Annotated in this window: 18 protein-coding genes and 1 tRNA gene; 3 read left to right on the top strand and 16 right to left on the bottom strand. The window is 69.7% G+C overall.

Features of this window, described 5'->3' with window-relative positions; translation table 11 throughout:
- Positions 1–22: 22 nt before the first annotated feature.
- The 8 genes from ACQPYE_RS39765 to ACQPYE_RS39800 form a co-directional block, all read right to left on the bottom strand.
- A complete protein-coding gene (locus ACQPYE_RS39765; RefSeq protein ID WP_498718248.1) occupies positions 23–451 on the bottom strand; it encodes a heat shock protein transcriptional repressor HspR in 429 nt (142 codons plus the stop codon).
- Positions 448–1,620 (bottom strand): molecular chaperone DnaJ, encoded by a 1,173-nt coding sequence (dnaJ, locus tag ACQPYE_RS39770; protein WP_498718249.1) that lies wholly within the window; start codon positions 1,618–1,620, stop codon positions 448–450. The genes ACQPYE_RS39765 and dnaJ overlap by 4 nt, the downstream gene beginning before the upstream one ends.
- Positions 1,621–1,638: 18 nt before the next feature.
- A complete protein-coding gene (gene grpE, locus ACQPYE_RS39775) occupies positions 1,639–2,391 on the bottom strand; it encodes a nucleotide exchange factor GrpE (protein WP_498718250.1) in 753 nt (250 codons plus the stop codon).
- Positions 2,388–4,241, bottom strand: a complete 1,854-nt coding sequence (gene dnaK / locus ACQPYE_RS39780; protein ID WP_498718252.1) for a molecular chaperone DnaK — start codon at positions 4,239–4,241, stop codon at positions 2,388–2,390. Before dnaK ends, grpE begins: the two co-directional genes overlap by 4 nt.
- A gap of 255 nt (positions 4,242–4,496) precedes the next feature.
- Positions 4,497–5,285, bottom strand: a complete 789-nt coding sequence (locus ACQPYE_RS39785; protein WP_498718253.1) for a DUF4097 family beta strand repeat-containing protein — start codon at positions 5,283–5,285, stop codon at positions 4,497–4,499.
- A 240-nt stretch (positions 5,286–5,525) separates the two neighbouring features.
- Positions 5,526–6,095 carry a hypothetical protein gene (locus tag ACQPYE_RS39790; protein WP_498718254.1) on the bottom strand — a complete coding sequence of 190 codons (570 nt, stop codon included), beginning with the start codon at positions 6,093–6,095 and terminating at the stop codon, positions 5,526–5,528.
- Positions 6,096–6,118: 23 nt separating this feature from the next.
- Entirely contained in the window at positions 6,119–6,655 is a 537-nt protein-coding gene (locus ACQPYE_RS39795) for a TetR/AcrR family transcriptional regulator (protein ID WP_498718256.1), read from the bottom strand.
- Positions 6,639–6,971, bottom strand: a complete 333-nt coding sequence (locus ACQPYE_RS39800; protein ID WP_498718258.1) for a DMT family transporter — start codon at positions 6,969–6,971, stop codon at positions 6,639–6,641. Before ACQPYE_RS39800 ends, ACQPYE_RS39795 begins: the two co-directional genes overlap by 17 nt.
- Before the next feature lie 140 nt (positions 6,972–7,111).
- Between ACQPYE_RS39800 and ACQPYE_RS39805 the strand changes: the two genes are divergently transcribed.
- Positions 7,112–9,385, top strand: coding sequence for a (Fe-S)-binding protein (locus ACQPYE_RS39805; protein ID WP_498718259.1), 2,274 nt, complete (start codon positions 7,112–7,114; stop codon positions 9,383–9,385).
- 96 nt (positions 9,386–9,481) lie between these two features.
- Here ACQPYE_RS39805 and ACQPYE_RS39810 read toward each other — a convergent pair whose 3' ends face one another.
- Complete coding sequence (locus ACQPYE_RS39810; protein ID WP_498718260.1) at positions 9,482–9,865, bottom strand: phage holin family protein; 384 nt, start codon at positions 9,863–9,865, stop codon at positions 9,482–9,484.
- Between the two features lie 34 nt (positions 9,866–9,899).
- Positions 9,900–11,144 carry a hypothetical protein gene (locus ACQPYE_RS39815; RefSeq protein WP_498718261.1) on the bottom strand — a complete coding sequence of 415 codons (1,245 nt, stop codon included), beginning with the start codon at positions 11,142–11,144 and terminating at the stop codon, positions 9,900–9,902.
- 166 nt (positions 11,145–11,310) lie between these two features.
- On the opposite strand from ACQPYE_RS39815, the gene ACQPYE_RS39820 reads away from it, so the two are divergent.
- Positions 11,311–12,294, top strand: coding sequence for a cation diffusion facilitator family transporter (locus tag ACQPYE_RS39820; RefSeq protein WP_498718262.1), 984 nt, complete (start codon positions 11,311–11,313; stop codon positions 12,292–12,294).
- Here ACQPYE_RS39820 and dcd read toward each other — a convergent pair.
- Positions 12,291–12,872 (bottom strand): dCTP deaminase, encoded by a 582-nt coding sequence (gene dcd / locus ACQPYE_RS39825; RefSeq protein WP_498718263.1) that lies wholly within the window; start codon positions 12,870–12,872, stop codon positions 12,291–12,293. The two genes, ACQPYE_RS39820 and dcd, sit on opposite strands and share 4 nt — an antisense overlap.
- Before the next feature lie 71 nt (positions 12,873–12,943).
- Here dcd and ACQPYE_RS39830 point away from each other — a divergent pair.
- Positions 12,944–13,014 (top strand) — tRNA-Gly (locus tag ACQPYE_RS39830).
- Between the two features lie 721 nt (positions 13,015–13,735).
- On the opposite strand, the gene ACQPYE_RS39835 is transcribed toward ACQPYE_RS39830, so the two are convergent.
- From ACQPYE_RS39835 to ACQPYE_RS39855, 5 genes are all read right to left on the bottom strand, one after another.
- Positions 13,736–14,905: a tyrosine-type recombinase/integrase gene (locus ACQPYE_RS39835; protein ID WP_498718264.1), complete on the bottom strand. Its 1,170-nt coding sequence runs from the start codon at positions 14,903–14,905 to the stop codon at positions 13,736–13,738.
- Positions 14,890–15,111 carry a helix-turn-helix domain-containing protein gene (locus ACQPYE_RS39840; protein ID WP_498718265.1) on the bottom strand — a complete coding sequence of 74 codons (222 nt, stop codon included), beginning with the start codon at positions 15,109–15,111 and terminating at the stop codon, positions 14,890–14,892. Before ACQPYE_RS39840 ends, ACQPYE_RS39835 begins: the two co-directional genes overlap by 16 nt.
- Positions 15,108–16,454, bottom strand: a complete 1,347-nt coding sequence (locus ACQPYE_RS39845) for a replication initiator (RefSeq protein WP_498718266.1) — start codon at positions 16,452–16,454, stop codon at positions 15,108–15,110. The genes ACQPYE_RS39840 and ACQPYE_RS39845 overlap by 4 nt, the downstream gene beginning before the upstream one ends.
- 91 nt (positions 16,455–16,545) lie before the next feature.
- Entirely contained in the window at positions 16,546–17,382 is an 837-nt protein-coding gene (locus ACQPYE_RS39850; protein ID WP_498718267.1) for a hypothetical protein, read from the bottom strand.
- Positions 17,357–17,632 carry a transcriptional regulator gene (locus ACQPYE_RS39855; protein WP_498718268.1) on the bottom strand — a complete coding sequence of 92 codons (276 nt, stop codon included), beginning with the start codon at positions 17,630–17,632 and terminating at the stop codon, positions 17,357–17,359. The genes ACQPYE_RS39850 and ACQPYE_RS39855 overlap by 26 nt, the downstream gene beginning before the upstream one ends.
- Positions 17,633–17,643 lie beyond the last annotated feature (11 nt).

The following is a 17,643-nucleotide window of genomic DNA, read 5'->3' on the forward strand; positions in this document are numbered from 1 at the left end:
TATTGGGCGACGCAGCACGCGGTCAGCGCTTCGAGTTCGGCTTCCAGACGACCAGCGCCGTCTCGTGCCGCACCGGCACCAGGTCGCGGCGGTAGGACGCGTGCACCGACGCGGCGGCGTGCTCGGCCGCGGCCATGGCGGAGGCCAGTTCCTCGGTCAGCTCCTGGACCCTGGAGCGCAGCGCGCCGACCTCGTTCTCCAGCTCGATGATCCGCTTCACGCCCGCGAGGTTCACGCCCTCCTCCTGCGACAGGCGTTGCACCTCCCGCAGCAGCACGATGTCGCGCATCGAGTACCGGCGCCCACCGCCGGACGTGCGGCCCGGCGACACCAGGCCGAGCCGGTCGTAGGCACGCAGGGTCTGCGCGTGCAGGCCCGACAGCTGGGCCGCCACGGAGATGACGAAGAACGGGGTGTCCTCGTCGGTGCCGGGCGGGAACGGGAAGCTCACACCGACCTCTTCTCCAACAGGGCGTTGAGCTCAGCGCGCGGGTCGTGCTTCGCCGTCGCCGACGCGTAGTGCTCCAACGCCTCCCGGGCAGCGGCGTCCATGTTGTTCGGCACGGCGACGTTCAGCGTGATGAGCAGGTCGCCGACCTGGCCGTCGCGCTTCGCGATGCCCTTGCCCTTGGCCCGCAGCACCCGGCCGCTGGCCGTGCCCGCGGGAACCTTCAACGTCACCTTGCCCTCGAGCGTCGGCACGGTCAACGTCGTGCCCAGCGCGAGCTCGGGGAAGGTCACCGGCACGGTCACGGTCAGGTCGTTGCCCGACCGGCCGAAGATCGGGTGCGGGTTGACGTGCACCAGCACGAACAGGTCGCCGGCGGGCCCGTTGTTGCGCCCCGGCTCGCCCTGCCCGGCCAGCCTGATCCGCTGGCCGTCGTCGACGCCCGACGGGATCCGGATGGTCAGCGTCCGGGTCTTGGTGCTCACGCCGTCGCCCGCGCACTCCGGGCACGGGTCGTCCACGATCCGCCCGGTGCCCCGGCAGTCGGCGCACGGCTCGGAGAACGCGAACGCGCCCTGGCTGCGGGTGACCAACCCGGCGCCGGCGCAGTTCGTGCACGTCCGCGGCGACGTGCCGGGACGTGCGCCGGAACCCGCGCACGTGCCGCAGGTCGCCGGGCTGGACAGCCGCATGGGCACGGTCGCGCCCTTGACGGCCTCGGTGAAGTCGATCCGGACGTCGGTCTCGACGTCATCGCCGCGCCGCGGTCTGGTGGCCGACGCGGACGTGCCGCCCCGGCGGTTGAACAGGCCGCCGAGCAGGTCGCCGAGCCCGCCCATGCCACCGGGCTGCTGGGCGCCCTGGCGGCTGAACAGGTCGCCGACGTCGAACCCGCCGCCGCCCGTGCCGAACCCGCCGGGGAAGCCGCCGCCTCCGGCGAAGAGGCGGCGGGCCTCGTCGTACTGCTTGCGCTTCGCGGTGTCCGACAGCACGCCGTACGCCTCGGACACCGCCTTGAACCGCGCCTCGGCCTTGGCGTCACCGGGGTTGGCGTCGGGGTGGAGCTCCCGCGCCAACTTCCGGTACGCCTTCTTGATCTCGTCGGCCGAGGCGTCGGAGGCGACGCCCAGCTCGCGGTAGAAGTCCTTCTCGATCCAGTCGCGAGCGCTCAACGGACGCCGCCCCCTTCCTCAGTCCTGCTGCTGCTCTTCTACCGGCTTGTCGACGGTCCCGTCGACGACGGGCTGCTCGGCGGCGGGCTCGTGGTCGGTCACGGCGACCAGCGCGGGCCGCAGCACGCGCTCGCCGAACCGGTAGCCGCGGCGGAGCACGGCGGTGACGGTCGGCCCGCTGACGTCCGGCGAGGTGCCGTGCTGCACGGCCTCGTGGACGGACGGGTCGAACTCCTCGCCCTCGTGCCCGAACGGTTCGAGCCCGGTGCCGTGCAGCGCACCGACCAGCTTGTCGGCCACCGCCTTGAACGCGCCGGTGAGGTCGCCGTGCGTGCCGGCCCGCTCGATGTCGTCGAGCACGCCGAGCAGCTCGCCGGCCACCTGCGCCTTGGCCGTGGTGATCACCAGTTCCCGGTCGCGCTCGACGCGCTTGCGGTAGTTGGCGTACTCCGCGGTCAGCCGCTGGAGGTCGGCGGTCCGCTCGTCGAGCTGGGCCTTCAGCTGGACGGACGGGTCGTCGGCCACGGCCGGCTCGGGCGCGGCGTGCTTGCCGCCCTCCGAACCGACTTCCGGACCTGCCTCGGGCGCGTCGGTCGGGCCGGCCGAACCGGTGTCCGACCCGACCGGGGCGTCGACCCGCGACGCCTCGGTCTGCGCGTTGTCGGTCTGCGCGTTCTCGTCCGCCGCGTTCGGCCGCACCTGGCCCGTCTCCGGGTCGACGCGCCTGCGGTCGTGCACCACCACGTGTGGCTGTTCTTCGGGCTGGGTCACTTCTTCTCGTCCTCGTCGACGATCTCCGCGTCCACCACGTCGTCGGCCTTCGGCGCGTCACCGGCGGTGGTGCCGCCGGTGGCGCCCGCGGCGTCGGCCGTGGGTGCGGAGTTGGCGTACAGGGACTGGCCGATGGACTGGGACTCCGTGGCGAGCTTCTCCACCGCGGTGCGGATCTTGGCGATGTCCTCGCCCTTGAGCGCCTCGGTGGTCTCGGCGAGGGCCGCGGAGACCTTGTCCTTGACCTCGGCCGGGAGCTTGTCCTCGTTCTCCTTGAGGACCTTCTCCGTCTGGTAGACGAGCGTCTCGGCCTGGTTGCGGACCTCGGCCTCGTCGCGGCGGCGCTTGTCCTCTTCGGCGTGCGCCTCGGCGTCCTTGATCATCTGCTCGATGTCGTCCTTCGGCAGCGCGGAGCCGCCGGTGATCGTCATCCGCTGCTCCTTGCCCGTGCCCATGTCCTTCGCGGACACGTGCACGATGCCGTTCGCGTCGATGTCGAAGGTGACCTCGATCTGCGGGACGCCGCGCGGCGCGGGCGGCAGGCCGGTCAGCTCGAACATGCCGAGCTTCTTGTTGTCCCGGGCGAACTCGCGCTCACCCTGGAACACCTGGATCTGCACGGACGGCTGGTTGTCGTCGGCCGTGGTGAAGATCTCCGAGCGCTTGGTCGGGATCGTCGTGTTGCGCTCGATGAGCTTGGTCATCACGCCGCCCTTGGTCTCGATGCCCAGGGACAGCGGGGTGACGTCGAGCAGCAGGACGTCCTTGACCTCGCCCTTCAGCACGCCGGCCTGGAGGGCGGCGCCGATCGCGACGACCTCGTCCGGGTTCACGCCCTTGTTGGGCTCACGGCCGCCGGTCAGCTCCTTGACCAGCTCGGCCACCGCGGGCATGCGGGTGGAGCCGCCGACCAGCACCACGTGGTCGATGTCGCCGACGCTGATGCCGGCGTCCTTGATCACGTTGTTGAACGGGGCGCGGGTGCGCTCCAGCAGGTCGTTGGTGATGCGCTGGAACTCGGCGCGCGACAGCGTCTCGTCCATGAACAGCGGGTTCTTGTCCGAGTCCACGGTGATGTAGGGCAGGTTGATGGAGGCGTTGTTCGAGCTGGACAGCTCGATCTTGGCCTTCTCGGCGGCCTCGCGGATGCGCTGCAACGCCATCTTGTCCTTGGTCAGGTCGATGCCGTTGGTCTGCTTGAACCGCTCGACCAGCCAGTCCATGATGCGCTGGTCCCAGTCGTCACCGCCGAGGTGGTTGTCACCGGAGGTGGCCTTGACCTCGACCACGCCCTCGGCGAGTTCGAGCAGCGAGACGTCGAACGTGCCGCCACCGAGGTCGAAGACCAGGATGGTCTGCTCCTTGTCGCCCTTGTCGAGGCCGTAGGCCAGGGCGGCGGAGGTGGGCTCGTTGACGATGCGCAGCACGTTGAGGCCCGCGATCTGGCCGGCCTCCTTGGTGGCCTGGCGCTGCGCGTCCTCGAAGTAGGCGGGGACGGTGATCACCGCGTCGGTGATCTCCTCGCCCAGGTAGGCCTCGGCGTCGCGCTTGAGCTTCATCAGCACGCGCGCGCTGATCTCCTGCGGCGTGTACTTCTTGCCGTCGACGTCGTCGGTCCGCCAGTCCGTGCCGATGTGCCGCTTCACGGACCGGATCGTCCGGTCGACGTTGGTCACCGCCTGGTTCTTGGCGGGCTGACCGGTGAGCACCTCGCCGTTCTTGGCGAAGGCCACGATGGACGGTGTGGTGCGCGACCCCTCGGAGTTGGCGATCACCGTCGGCTCGCCGCCCTCGAGAACCGCGACGACGGAGTTGGTCGTCCCCAGGTCGATGCCGACCGCTCGCGCCATTGGATTCCTCCTGGTAGTGCGTGTGTGAGAGCCCCGCGTTGAGCGGTGCCGACTCAAGTTTAGCCGGCAGTGGTGGACTTGAGCCCACTCGGCTCAATCTTTCTGCCTGTCCAACGGACGGCGGTGGCGCGGTGTTCCCGGCTCAGGGTGATCCGGGACACTCGTCCACTTCGAGCGGGCGCTGACGAGCGTCGGCCCCGGCCGGGCGACGCGTGAGGCGTCACCCGGCCGGGGCCGACGAGTGGTGGAGCGGGGCTAGGCGGCGGACCGCACCGTCACGTCGCCGCTGCCGGCACGCAGGTGCAGCTCGGCGGCGCCGTTCGGGTCGTTCTCGACGTCGATGGTCTTCTCGCCGCTGTCGGCGTCCACGTCGATCTTGTAGGCGCCCCGCGGGACGGTGACCTCCAGGCTGCCGCTGCCCACGTCGGCGCGTACGGACTTGACCGCGGCGACGGCCACCTCCACGTCGCCGGAGTCGGCGTCGATGGTCACCGAGCCGCCCATGGCCGCCAGCCTGGTGCTGCCCGAGCCGACCCGGCCGACGAAGTCGCCGCCGACCGCGGTCGCGTCCAGGTCGCCCGAGCCGTTGTCGATGGTGACCGCGCCCGCCACCTCGCGGACCGTCGTGCTGCCGGAGCCGACCTCGACGTCGACGCTCGCCACCCGTTCGAGGACGACGTCGCCGGAGCTGTTCCGGCCGGTGATCTTGACGTCCCGGGTGGGGACGGTCACCTCGTAGCTCACCGAGCACCGGCTGCCGCAGCCGTCGAGGACCAGGACGGAGCCTTCCAGGCGATGGGAGACGCCACCGGGCTTGTCCGAGCCCTTCGGGTACTCGACGCGCCGGCGGACCTCGGTCCCGGTCGCGCCTTCCGCGCCGCGGACCGTCACGTCGCCCGAGCCGTTCTGCAACCGCACCTCGGTCACCTGCTCGGACACCGAGTGCCGGTCGTCGAAGCCGTTCTGGACGAGCCGCACGCACGACGTGAGCGCCAGCGCCGCGGCCACCGCCACACCGACCGTCAACGCGATCCGCTTAACCACCGCTGCCCCCATCGTCCACCGTCGAACTTCCCGGCTCCCAAGTTAGGCGTGCGCGGCCGGCCGCCCCACCGGGAAGGCCCCCGAGCGGATGCGGGGGCTGTCCCTACCCCTCGGGTCGGCGCGCGTCAGCGACGCGGCGTGTTCCGAGCGTTCAACTCGGGGGTCCTGAACGTAGGACTCGCGCGTTCTGAACGTAGGACTCTCGCGTTCTGAATGTAGGACTCGCGAGGTTTGCGCTGGTCAGGCCAGGGACTCGACGACGGTGCGCAGGGCCGGCGCGGAGCGGGCCGGGTCGACCAGGAAGCGCTGCGAGGCGATGACGTGCGTGTCCGTCATCCGCTCCCACACCATGCCCTGCACCGGCACCTCGGTGATCACCAGCCGGAACGGCCGCACGTACCGCCCGAGCCTGCTCTCCACCCCGCGCACCACCTCGCCGATCGGCAACGCGCCCCGCGACGTCACGTACCGCTGGTCGTACTCGGCCGCGGCCGGCGCGAGCGCCAGCACCGCCGCCCTCAGCGCGGGCCGGACCTGCAACGACGCGCCGGCCGGGTCGGCGGGCGAGCCGCCGGCCAGCTCGGCGCGGGCGTGGTCGAGCACGTCGGCCCACCAGCCGAGCCACTCCTCCGCCGCACCCGCCCGGTCGACCCCCGGCGGCACCACGACCGGCACCGACGGGTCCAGGCCCGGCAGCTCCGGCACGGTCTCGACCGAGAGCGCGAGCGTGTCACGCACGAACAGCGCGGTGTTGACCGTCTGACTCGTCCCGTGCGACACCTGCCACGACTCACGACCGGCGAACCTCATGCCACCAGTGTCCCGCGTGAAGGTCATCCGCCAAGCATCAGAAGGGACACGACGGGCTCCAAGTCCTCCGCCATTGGGGGGAAATCCGCGATCAACGCCTGGATCAGGAGCCCGTCGAGGCCCGCGAGGACCGCCCGGAGCGCCACCGGGTCGCGCGGGCCGGCCACTTCGGCCATGAGCGAGACCCACCGGCGGGCCGCCGCGCGCAGCTCCGGCCGGCGGGCCGCCAACAGGTACAGCTCGTACTCGGCGAGGGTGCGCCCCCGGTGCGCGCCGGCCGCGTCGGCGATGAACCGCGCCACCGCCGCGGGTGTGAGGGGCACCTGGAGGAAGCTCGCGGCCATCTCGTCGGCCGACCACGTGAGCGTGGCGATCAGCAGCTCGTCCAGCGTCGCGTAGTAGTAGGTCGTCGACGTCGTCGGCACGCCCGCCTCGCGCGCCACGGACCGGTGGCTCACCCCGGCCACGCCGTCCCGCTCCACGACCCGCAGCGTCGCGGCCAGGATCTCCCGCCGGCGCCGGTCGCCGCGGACCCGCCTGCCGTCAGGCCGCGGCGCCACTGCCCACCTCGATGGCCACCACGCCCGCGATCACGAGCAGCAGCCCCACCACCATCGTGGCGTTGACCGGCTCCTTGAACACCAGCACGCCGACGCTCGCGACCGCCGCGATCCCGAAGGCGCACCAGATCGCGTACGCCACCCCGATCGGCATCCCCAGTTGCAGCACCTTGCTCAACGCGCCGAACGCGACCACGTACCCCACGATGACCACGATCGACGGGATCGGCTTCGAGAAGCCCTCGGAGAGCTTGAGGAACACGGTGGCGGTGACCTCGCCGATGATCGCCACGGCCAGCACCAGGTACACGAGCACGTCACGGCCCCCAACAAGTTGAACGTCTGTTCCACTAGTCTACCGACCCTATGTGATCGACCACGTCCAAGTGGTTACCGGCCAGTAATCGGGCGTAGGCTGCCCAGCCAGGAGAACGGACGAGAAAGGCCGCCACCACAATGGGAGCCCTCCAGCTCACCCTCGGCGCCATCGGCGTCGCCGTCAGCGTGTTCGCCTGGGGTCTGTTCGTCGCCGGTGTCGTGCGGATGATCAAGATCATCCGTCTCGGTCAGCCGGACTCGACCCGCAACGGGCCGTTCGGGCCACGCCTGCGCACGCTGATCGTCGAGTTCGTCGCCCACACCCGGATGGCCAAGTTCCGCAAGGTCGCGCCCTGGCACTGGATGGTGATGTGGGGCTTCCTGATCGGCTCCGCGGTGCTGTTCGAGGCCTACGGCGAGGTCTTCTACCCGGGCTTCCACTGGCCGGTCATCGGCACCTGGTCGCTGTGGCTGCTGCTGGTCGAGCTGCTCGGCATCGGCACCGTGGTCGGCGGCGTCGCGCTCGCGGTCATCCGCCAGCTCAACCACCCGCGCCGCGCCGACCGGATCTCCCGGTTCGCGGGCTCGGACTTCAAGTCCGCGTACTTCGTCGAAGCGGTCGTGATCATCGAGGGCCTCGGCATCCTCGGCGTGAAGGCGTTCAAGCAGGCCTCCGGCCTGGAGGACCCGCCGCTGTGGACGTCGTTCGTCACCGCGCCGCTGTCGAACATCCTGCCCGCGAGCCCGGACTGGGTCTCGATCATGGCGGTCACCAAGCTGCTGTCCGGCATGATCTGGCTGATCGTGGTGTCGAAGAACCTCACCATGGGCGTGGCGTGGCACCGGTTCAGCGCGTTCTTCAACATCTACTTCAAGCGCGAGGACGACGGCGGTGTCGCGCTCGGCGCGCTGAAGCCGATGATGAGCGGCGGCCAGGTCCTCGACCTGGAGGAAGCAGACCCCGACAAGGACGTCTTCGGCGTCGGCAAGGTCGAGGACTTCTCCTGGAAGGGCTGGTTGGACTTCAGCACCTGCACCGAGTGCGGTCGCTGCCAGTCCCAGTGCCCCGCGTGGAACACCGGCAAGCCGCTGTCGCCGAAGCTCGTCATCACGCAGCTGCGCGACCACGCGTTCGCCAAGGCGCCGTACCTGCTCGCGGGCGGCAGCAAGGACATGGCGGGCGACGAGGTCGGCCTGACCGAGGACAAGTACGAGGACTACAAGAAGCGCCTGGAGTCCATCGACGTGCTGGCGCTGGCCGAGTCGGAGCGCCCGCTGGTCGGCGGCGCGGACGAGCTCGGCGTGATCGACCCCGAGGTGCTGTGGTCCTGCACCACGTGCGGCGCGTGCGTCGAGCAGTGCCCGGTGGACATCGAGCACGTCGACCACATCGTCGACATGCGCCGCTACCAGGTCCTGATCGAGTCGAACTTCCCGTCCGAGCTCGGCGGCATGTTCAAGAACCTGGAGAACAAGGGCAACCCGTGGGGCCAGAACGCCAAGGACCGCTTGGGCTGGATCGAGGGCCTCGACTTCGACGTGCCGGTGTTCGACGGCGAGCTGGGTGACGCCGAGTACCTGTTCTGGGTCGGCTGCGCGGGCGCGTTCGAGGACCGGGCGAAGAAGACGACGCGGGCGGTGGCCGAGCTGCTGCACACCGCGGACGTCAAGTACACCGTGCTCGGGCCGGAGGAGACCTGCACCGGCGACCCGGCGCGGCGCGCGGGCAACGAGTTCCTGTTCCAGATGCTGGCGCAGCAGAACGTCGAGGTGCTCAACACCGTGTTCGACGGGCGCGGGCCGGGTCAGCGCAAGATCGTCGTGACGTGCGCGCACTGCTTCAACACGCTGGCCAACGAGTACCCGCAGGTCGGCGGCCAGTTCGAGGTCGTGCACCACACGCAGCTGCTCAACCGGCTGGTGCGCGAGCGCAGGCTGGTGCCGGTGGCGGAGGTCGCGGAGGACGTCACCTACCACGACCCGTGCTACCTGGGCCGGCACAACAAGGTCTACGAGGCGCCGCGCGAGCTGGTCGGCGCGTCGGGCGCGACGTTGCGCGAGATGCCCCGGCACGAGGAGCGCTCCATGTGCTGCGGCGCCGGCGGCGCTCGCATGTGGATGGAGGAGCGAATCGGCAAGCGCATCAACCTCGACCGCGTGGACGAGGCGCTGGGCACCGCGCCGTCGAAGATCGCGACGGGCTGCCCGTTCTGCCGCGTGATGCTGACCGACGGCGTGACGGCCCGGCAGAACGAGGGCGCGGCGGGCTCGCACGTCGAGGTCGTGGACGTGGCGCAGCTGCTGCTGACGTCCGTGCGCCGGGGCCAGGCCCTGGAGCGCGGCGACGTCCCGACGGACGAGACCCCGACCGGCACCCCGCTGCCGGACGAGGACAAGAGCTCGTCGAACTAGTCGGGTTGTGGACGAACGCCCCTCGGTCCTGTGCGGATCCGAGGGGCGTTCGTCGTGCCGGGGGTCGGTCGCGGTCGGCGACGAGGTCGGTCGCGGTCAGTCGCGGTCGGCGACGCGGTCGTAGGCGAGGTTCAGCAGCCAGCTCGCGAGGGCCACGATGATCGCGCCCCAGAACGCGGGCCAGAAGCCGGTCACGTCGAACGGCAGGCCCAGCTCGCCGGCCAGCCAGCCGGTGAGCCAGAACAGCAGCGCGTTCACGACCAGGCCGATCAGCCCCAGCGTGACCACGTAGAACAGACAGCCGAAGAACTTCACCAGCGGCTTGACCACGGCGTTGACCAGGCCGAACAGCAGCGCGACGCCGATCAGCGTGCCGATCTTCGCGGGTGTCGACGCGCCCGCCTCCAGGTCGATGCCGGGGATGAGCGTGGCGACCCAGACCGCCACCGCCGTCAGCAGCACGTGCACCAAAATGCCCATGCCGCAGGCTAGCGGCAGCGGTGCTCCGTTCGGGTCAGGCGCGACGGCGCCCGCGTGCCGCCAAGAAGGTCAACGCGCCTGCTCCGAGCAGCAGGCCGCCGATCGCCAACCACGGCAGCGGCGTCGCGCCCGTGTCCGCCAACCCGCTGCCGTCACCGGACACGTCCGCCACGGCCGGAGCGCTGGTGGTCGTGGCGGTGGGGACGGTCGTCGTGACCGGGGGCGTGGTCGTCGTCGGCTGTTCCCCGGTCGTGTACTCCAGCGGCACGACCGCGTGGTTGTCCGCGAAGTTCGTCTCCTTGTGCCCGAGGGCCGAGAACGGCCGGATGAGCAGGTGGAACTGCTCGAACGCGGTGTCGTCCAGCCGGTACGTCAGCCGCACGTCGACGGTCTCGCCGACCGCCATCCGGCTGCTCGTCCGGAACTCCTGGCCGGGCGTGACCACGGAGACCCCGTCACCGGCGCCGACGAACTCCGGCGTCGACCCGAACACCACCATCTCCGGGATGTCCGCCGCCTCGCCCCGGTTGGTCACCGGCACGACCAGCGTGACGACGTCGCCCACCGAGTAGGCGTCCTTCGCGGGCTCCAGGCGGGGCGCGCCGGCCACGAAGTCGGCGTCCAGGTGCGTGTAGCGCACGTCCACGCGGGTCGTCTCGCCCGCGCGGACCACGATCTTCTTGGCGTGCGTGGCGGGGTCGACGTCGTGCTCGGCGACCGCGGGCGCGAGCTTCAGCTCCGGGGCGTCGTCGGCGACGATCGCGACCTGGTCGCCGACCGGCACGTCGGTGAACTCGTACTCGCCGCCCACTCCGCGCGTGGCGGGCTTCACGTCCACGCCACCGCGGACCAGCCGCACGGTCGGAGCGCCCGGCACGTCGTCTTCGAACGCCTGCCGCACGCCGTCGCGGTTGGCGTCCTGGAACGAGGACCCGCGCACCGTGCCGCCGCGGAAGCCGAAGTCGAACGTGCCGCCGCCGCTCACGGGGTTGACCGTCGCGGGCGTCGTGGCCTCGTAGAGCTCGGTGTTGTAGTTGTAGATCGCGAGCGGCACGTCGGGCAGGCCCGCGGCCCGGTACCGGCCGTTCGCGTCGGTGCCGTACTGACCGATCGGGTGGGACTTGTCCCTGACGTCGTAGACGTCCACGCCGCGGCCGTTGGCCAGCGGCGGCTCGCCCGGGTCGACCACGCCGTCGGCGTCGCGGTCGAACCACACCAGGCCCTCCAGCGTGACGGTGTTCTCCTCCGCCACCGCGAGCGGGCTCGAGAGCGCGGCCACGGCCGCGGCCGTGAGAAGGGCCGCGAGACGGCCGGTCAGGTTGCGCACCTGGTATTCCCCCCGGGAAGAAAGACCTTGTCACCTCGACGTCGCGAGGGTGGGCGTGATCGTTTCACGAGAGCGGTCACAACCGGCGGATCCCGCCGGCCCGGCTTAACGTCAGGGCATGGCAGCCGATCAGTCGAAGGGCGGCGAGAGCACGGTCACCGTCCTGCTCGCCCTGGCCGTGAACCTCGCCATCGCCGTGATGAAGGCGATCGCCGGCGTGATCACCGGGTCGGCGGCGATGATGGCGGAGGCGGCGCACTCGGTCGCCGACACGTTCACCGAGGCCCTGCTGCTGACGGCGTTGCGCCGGTCGGCCCGACCCGCGGACCGCAGGCACCCGTTCGGGTACGGCAAGGACCGGTACTTCTGGTCGCTGCTCGCCGCCGTGTCCATCTTCGTGTCCGGCGCGGTGTTCGCGTTCTACGAGGGGTTCCGGACCGTGTTCGGCTCGCCGCAGGAGCAGAACAGCCCGGTCGTCGGGTACGTGGTGCTGGCCATCGCGTTCGCGCTGGAGTCGGTGTCGTGGACGCAGGCGATGCGGCAGGTGCGGCGGGAGGCCAAGGCCGAGCACCGGTCGATGCTCGCGTTCCTGCGGGTGTCGGACGACCCGACGGTGAAGACGGTGTTCCTGGAGGACTCGGCCGCGCTGGTCGGGCTGGTGCTCGCGTTCGGCGGGCTCGGGCTGCACCACCTGACCGGGTCGTCGGTGTGGGACGGCGTGGCGTCGTTGGCGATCGGCGTGCTGCTCGCGTTCGCCGCGTACACGTTGGCCGCGACCAACCGGGGGCTGCTGATCGGCAGGCAGGCCGACCCCGTGCTGGTGCGGGCGGTGTGGGCGCGGCTGCGTGCCGCGCCGGAGGTCGAGCAGGTGGTCGACCTGCTGACGATGGCGGTCGGCACGGACCGCGTGCTGGTGTGCGCGCGGCTCGACTTCGACGACTCGTTGGGCGCGGCCGACCTGGAGCGGGCGTGCGTGCGGATCGACGCCGAGCTGCGTGCCGCGCACCGCGAGCTGGACGAGGTGTTCCTGGAGCCCGTGCCGCGCAACGACCCCGAGCTGAGGTCGCGGGTGCTGGCCCGGTACGGGGACCTGGAGCTCTAGCGCTTGGTGTCGGTGCGGTGGAAGTTCAGGTAGGCGCGTGACGGCGTCGGCCCGCGTTGGCCCTGGTAGCGGGAGCCGGCCTGGGCCGAGCCGTACGGGAACTCGGCCGCGCTGCTGAGCCGGAACAGGCACAGCTGGCCGATCTTCATGCCGGGCCAGAGCGTGATGGGGAGGTTGGCGACGTTCGACAGCTCCAGCGTGATGTGGCCGTCGAAGCCGGGGTCGATGAAGCCCGCCGTCGAGTGCGTGAGCAGGCCGAGCCGGCCCAGCGAGGACTTGCCCTCCAGCCGGCCGGCCAGGTCGTCGGGGAGGGTGACGAGCTCGAAGGTCGAGCCGAGCACGAACTCGCCGGGGTGCAGCACGAACGGCTCGCCGTCGGCGGGCTCGACCAGCGAGGTCAGGTCGTCCTGCCGCATCGCGGGGTCGATGTGCGTGTACCGGGTGTTGTTGAAGACGCGGAAGAACCGGTCGAGTCGGACGTCGATGCTGGACGGCTGCACCATGACGTCGTCGAACGGGTCCAGCACCAACCGGCCGGACTCGACCTCTTTGCGCAGATCGCGGTCACTGAGCAGCACGGGCACAGCCTAGGTGACAGCACCCGCCCACCCGCCCACCGGCTGTGTGTATGATCGGGCACGCACAGCGCGCGGGTGTAGTTCATTGGTAGAACGACAGCTTCCCAAGCTGTAGAGGCGGGTTCGATTCCCGTCACCCGCTCAGACAGACGAAGGCCCAGGTCAGCGCCGGTTCAACCGGACAGCCTGGGCCTTCGTCGTGGTCGCGTCAGAGCTGTGCCGTGCGACCAGCGTGCAACAAGCGCCTTCGCTGCCGAGCTGGCACTTCGCCCCACAAGCAAGGGTCGCCATCCGGTCGGTCTGCCCCGCCACAGCCATGTCCTTGGCTACGGACTCGAAGTCCTACAGATGGCGGAAGTGCGGACAAGGCAGTCGAACCTTGATTCACTTGACTAGGCAGCCCTCTACGCCGCGCTCCCCGCTCCGCCCGGCCTCCCCAAGATGATGGCCAGACTGATAACGAGCAGCGGCAGTATGAACGGCAGCACTGCGGCTAGAACAAAGGACACAAGATCAGGGGCCATGTGACGCTCCATTGACGAAGATTCCGGGGTGCGCGAACTTAGCACACCGATCTCCGGGTACGTCAAATAAGGCCGGGTGCCGGCGAACGGATCAATGTTTACACAGATGGACGCACCCAGTGAGGATTTTTCAGCGAGAAGCCATGACACCGCAGACCCAGCACAAGCTCTACCTGCATAAACGTAGAAGAGTGACAGAGGTAACACTCGAATGGCGGAAAGCATTAACAGCGCAAACGCCGTGATCGCCCCACATTATTGCGGCTATATCTAGTCCACGCGGGGGCGCATCGGAGTACGGATCCATTGGTCGTCGGCTCGCGTCCTCCCAGGGAGGCGCTAATGCGCTGACGACTCTCCTGGGGACTCGGGGACGCGTTCCCTGGTGATCAGATCATCCAATCTGGCCGCCAACTCCCGATCCGCTTCGTCGGTCGCGTGTTGGTAGATCAGCGCTGCACGTGGACTGTCGTGCCCCATCCTGGCCATCAGGTCCTTCGTGCTGACCTTGGTACGAGCAGCCAGGGTGTTGCCTGTATGCCTCAGGTCGTGGAAGTGGAGGTGAGGAACCCCGATGGCAGCCACCGCAGCCTTCCATCCGCACCGAGGGTTGAAGTCACCTCGGCGCAGCGGGTTGCCACGCTTTCCGGTGAACACCCAGGCATCTGGAGCCGAGTCGGTGAACTGGTCGAGGTGGTCCAGCAGCTCACGCCGGATCGTGACAGGCACCGTCACTCTGCGCCGACCGGCCCGGGACTTGGGAGGCCCGTAGACCAGCCCTCGACCAGGCAGCTCCACGAACGCCCCGACCACCTTCACCCAGCTTCCATCAGGGGCAACGTCCTCGCGCCTCAGCGCCGTGATCTCGCCCCACCGCAGCGTGCAGAAGGCAGCGAGCAGCACGAACGCTCGGTAGCGCAGGTCAGCCATCCGTGACGCCAGGTCGAACACCTGAGCCACGGTCAGCACCGGCCGTTCGTCCGGATTCTCCGTACCCGCCCCTGCCACCTGGCACGGGTTGCGCGGGATGATCCGATCTTCGTTGGCGGCTGTCATCAGCACCGCTCGCAGGAGCCGGTACGCCTTCGCCGCCATCGACTCCGACACCCCGTCACGCAGCAGATCGGCCCGCCATTTTCTGATCATCGGCGTGTCCAGGTTGCCGAGCTGGACCGTGCCGAGGTGCGGCGTGACGTACTTCCCGAGCAACCACCCGTAGAGCTGAACCGTGCGCGGACGCAGCTTCGGCCGCTCCCTGATCCACGCCTCGGCGTAATCCTTGAGCTGTACTTTCGCCCATTCGGGGTTGGTCCACTCACGGCGAGCGATGGCGCTTTCGACGTGCACCAACCAGCGCTCCGCATCCCGCGCGGTCGGGAACGTGTCCGGAGCCGGGTGCCGCTTGCCGTCCGGCCCGAGGTAGCTGGCTTGAAAGCGCCCCGAGGGCAGCTTGCGCACATTGCCGAACCGCCGCCGGCCTGCCCTGCCCGCCATCAGGCCGCCCGCCACAGGTCGCGCTGCACCGACTCAGCCGTGATCGCCTCGACCTTGCCCGCTTGAACGAACGCCTCCAGGTCCGCCCGCTTGAACCGGACGTGCCGCCCGACCTTGTAGAAGGTGACGCGCCGATCGGCGACCAGGCGTCGGATGAAGCGGACCGAGGTACCGAGGTAGGCGGCAGCCTCCGTCACCGAGTAGTGCTCACGAGCAGTCATGCTGCGTCCTCCTCTGTGTATTGGCGTTGGCGTTGTGCGCGGAGGCGTTCGGCGATGCCGGAGGCCAGTTCGCGTTCGGCGTCGTTGGCGTAGCCGGAGCCGGCATAGGCCCAGTCGTTGACGACGATCACCTCTTCGGCGTCCAGGCCGAGCCGTTCGAGCGTTTCGGCCGCCCGGAAGGCCCGCCGGTCCTCACGGATGCGCTTGAAGGTGGTCGAGTAGTGCTTGGACTTGGTCAGGAAGTGGCCGCGGAAGGCGAGCATGTGTGCCCACTTCCGCAGGTTCAGTTCGTCGTAGAAGTGCAGGTCGCCGAGGTCCCAGGCGGTCTGGATCATGCGCCGGTGGTGGTCGGAGACCTTCAGGTGGTCGATGTCGAGTTGCGACCGGATCGGCCGGTCAGGGGTGTCACGTGCGCCGGTGCCCTTGGTCGCGTATTTGGCGACGTAGCCCGCGAGCTTGCCGTCACTGACCGCCCCGGCGTCGTCTTCGACCTGGTGCGCCGAGGCAGCCCGGATGGGGCGTACGTCGACCTGTTCGCCCCAGACCAGGTCGATCACCGTGCCGTCTGGCCGGAAGGACTCGACCAGGACGGAGCGAGCCGCAGCCCGAACCGCGTGGTCGACCAACTCCACGGTCGCCCACGAGGGCGCCGGGTCGTGCGAGCCGTCAGGGCCGTCGATGCGGATGACGGCGTGGAAGTGGACCAGGCCGCGCCGTTGGTACTCGGCGACCTTGGCGTACGACAGCCGCGCGTGGTCCTTGAACTCCCTCACCGTCAGCCCGGCCGCACGGGCCAGCGCCCGCCTCAGTGCGATGGTGAACCGGTGCCACAGCTTCCCGGCGTGTGCCTGCCACAGCACCGCGCCGACGTAGTCATAGGTGTCCGGGTCGACCGCGCCACCGATGCGAGGGTCGTCGGGGTGGTGAAAGGCCCCGCACCCCGTGCACGGCCGTACCTTGCCGCTGCCGGTCTCTCGCCGGTTGTGGACCGCGCCGAACGATGGGGCGGTCAGGGTAGCGAACACTCGCGGCTTCTCGGCGACGGTCTCGGGGACGCCTTTGCTGCCGCCGGACAGGCCGGCGCGCATGAGGTGGAAGGCGTCGGCCGCGTACCGGTCGGAGCAGGAGGGGCAGACGGAGGCGCGGCGGTTACCGCAGGGGACCATGACGTCGCCGCCGAGGTGGGCGAGGACTTTGGTGCTGTCGAGGTTGTGGAGTTGCCAGGCTCCGAATAGGCGGATCGGTGCGAGGCATCCGCCAGTGGCGGTGACCTTGTCGCGCCAGTCCCGGTAGTCGGCTCGTTGGACCCGGTCGGCAATGCGATCTTCGAGCGTGAAGACCAAGGCTCCTCCTTTCGGTAGTGGTGGTGAGCACGACGAAGCGGGGCATGGCCGGTCGTTCACGGTCATGCCCTACGAAGTTGGTGGTGATTGGTCAGGCTGCGGCGTTGAGCTGGTCGGCGAGAGTGGCCGCGTAGGCGTCGGGGACGTTCACCGCGGCTTGCACGTCGGCCGGGGTGATGGTGCGGCCCTGCTCGCGCACTTCGGCGGCTTTGCCGGCCAGCGCTGCTTGCAGGTGCGCGGGCAGCTTCAACGGGGTCCGGGGCACTTCCCGGACGGCAGGCGCGACGGGTGTCGCAGAGGGCGTCACGGATGCGGTCAACGGCGACCTGGCGACCACTGAGGACGCGGAGGTCGTGGTTCGCGGTTCGGCGTCGGCCATGACGCGGTCACGGGCGGCGTTGCAGCGGTGCTGGATGACCGGCATGACCTCGGCGATCAGGAAGACGACCAGCGGCACGACGATGTGGAGGAAGACCACGCCGTACTCGACCTGGCCGGACGGTGGGCGCAGTGATGACCACACGTTGGTGATCAGGGTTGCGCCGAGCAGGAGCCGTTTGAGCCAGACGACCGGGGCGGCGTCGACGTCCTGGCCGTGGGTCAGCATCTCGGCTTCCCAGCGCAGGAGCGTGACGAGGATGCCCGCCAACGCCGGTTCGACCAGCCACGCGCCCCACCACAGCGCGGCCAACGGGGTCAGGTGTCCGGCAAGGAATTCGTGTACTCCGGTGGTGGTGAAGCCCAGGCCCAGGGCGAGGAAGAACCACATGGAGCGGGTGACCGAGACGCGGAAGCGCTCCAGGCGGACCGCGTGTAGGAGAGGGTCGGAGGTCAGGTCGTGCAGTTGGTGGGACTCGGCGAGACGGGTGCGCAGCCTCTGAACGGTGCGCGTGTCGCCCTGGTCATCGGTCCTGCGCTTCCGGAGCACGGTTCACCTCCTCAGTGCTCCGCCGCTGGTCGGGGGCGATGTCGAACAGGTCGTGGAACTGCATCGGTGTGAGGGCAAGTAGTGCCCCGGCGATGAACGCGGGTCCGGGCTGCAACTCGCCGCTCAACACGCGAGCCACCGTGGAGCGGTTGACGTCCATCGCCTTGGCGAGGGCGTAGTCCGACCTGAAACCGGCAAGCCGAGCGGCCTTGGTGAACACATCGGTACGAAGCTTGATCGTGTACGGCATCGTCGGATCAC

It is taken from the genome of Actinosynnema sp. CA-299493 (genome assembly GCF_050946825.1).
In the GTDB taxonomy this organism is placed as follows: Bacteria; Actinomycetota; Actinomycetes; order Mycobacteriales; family Pseudonocardiaceae; genus Actinosynnema.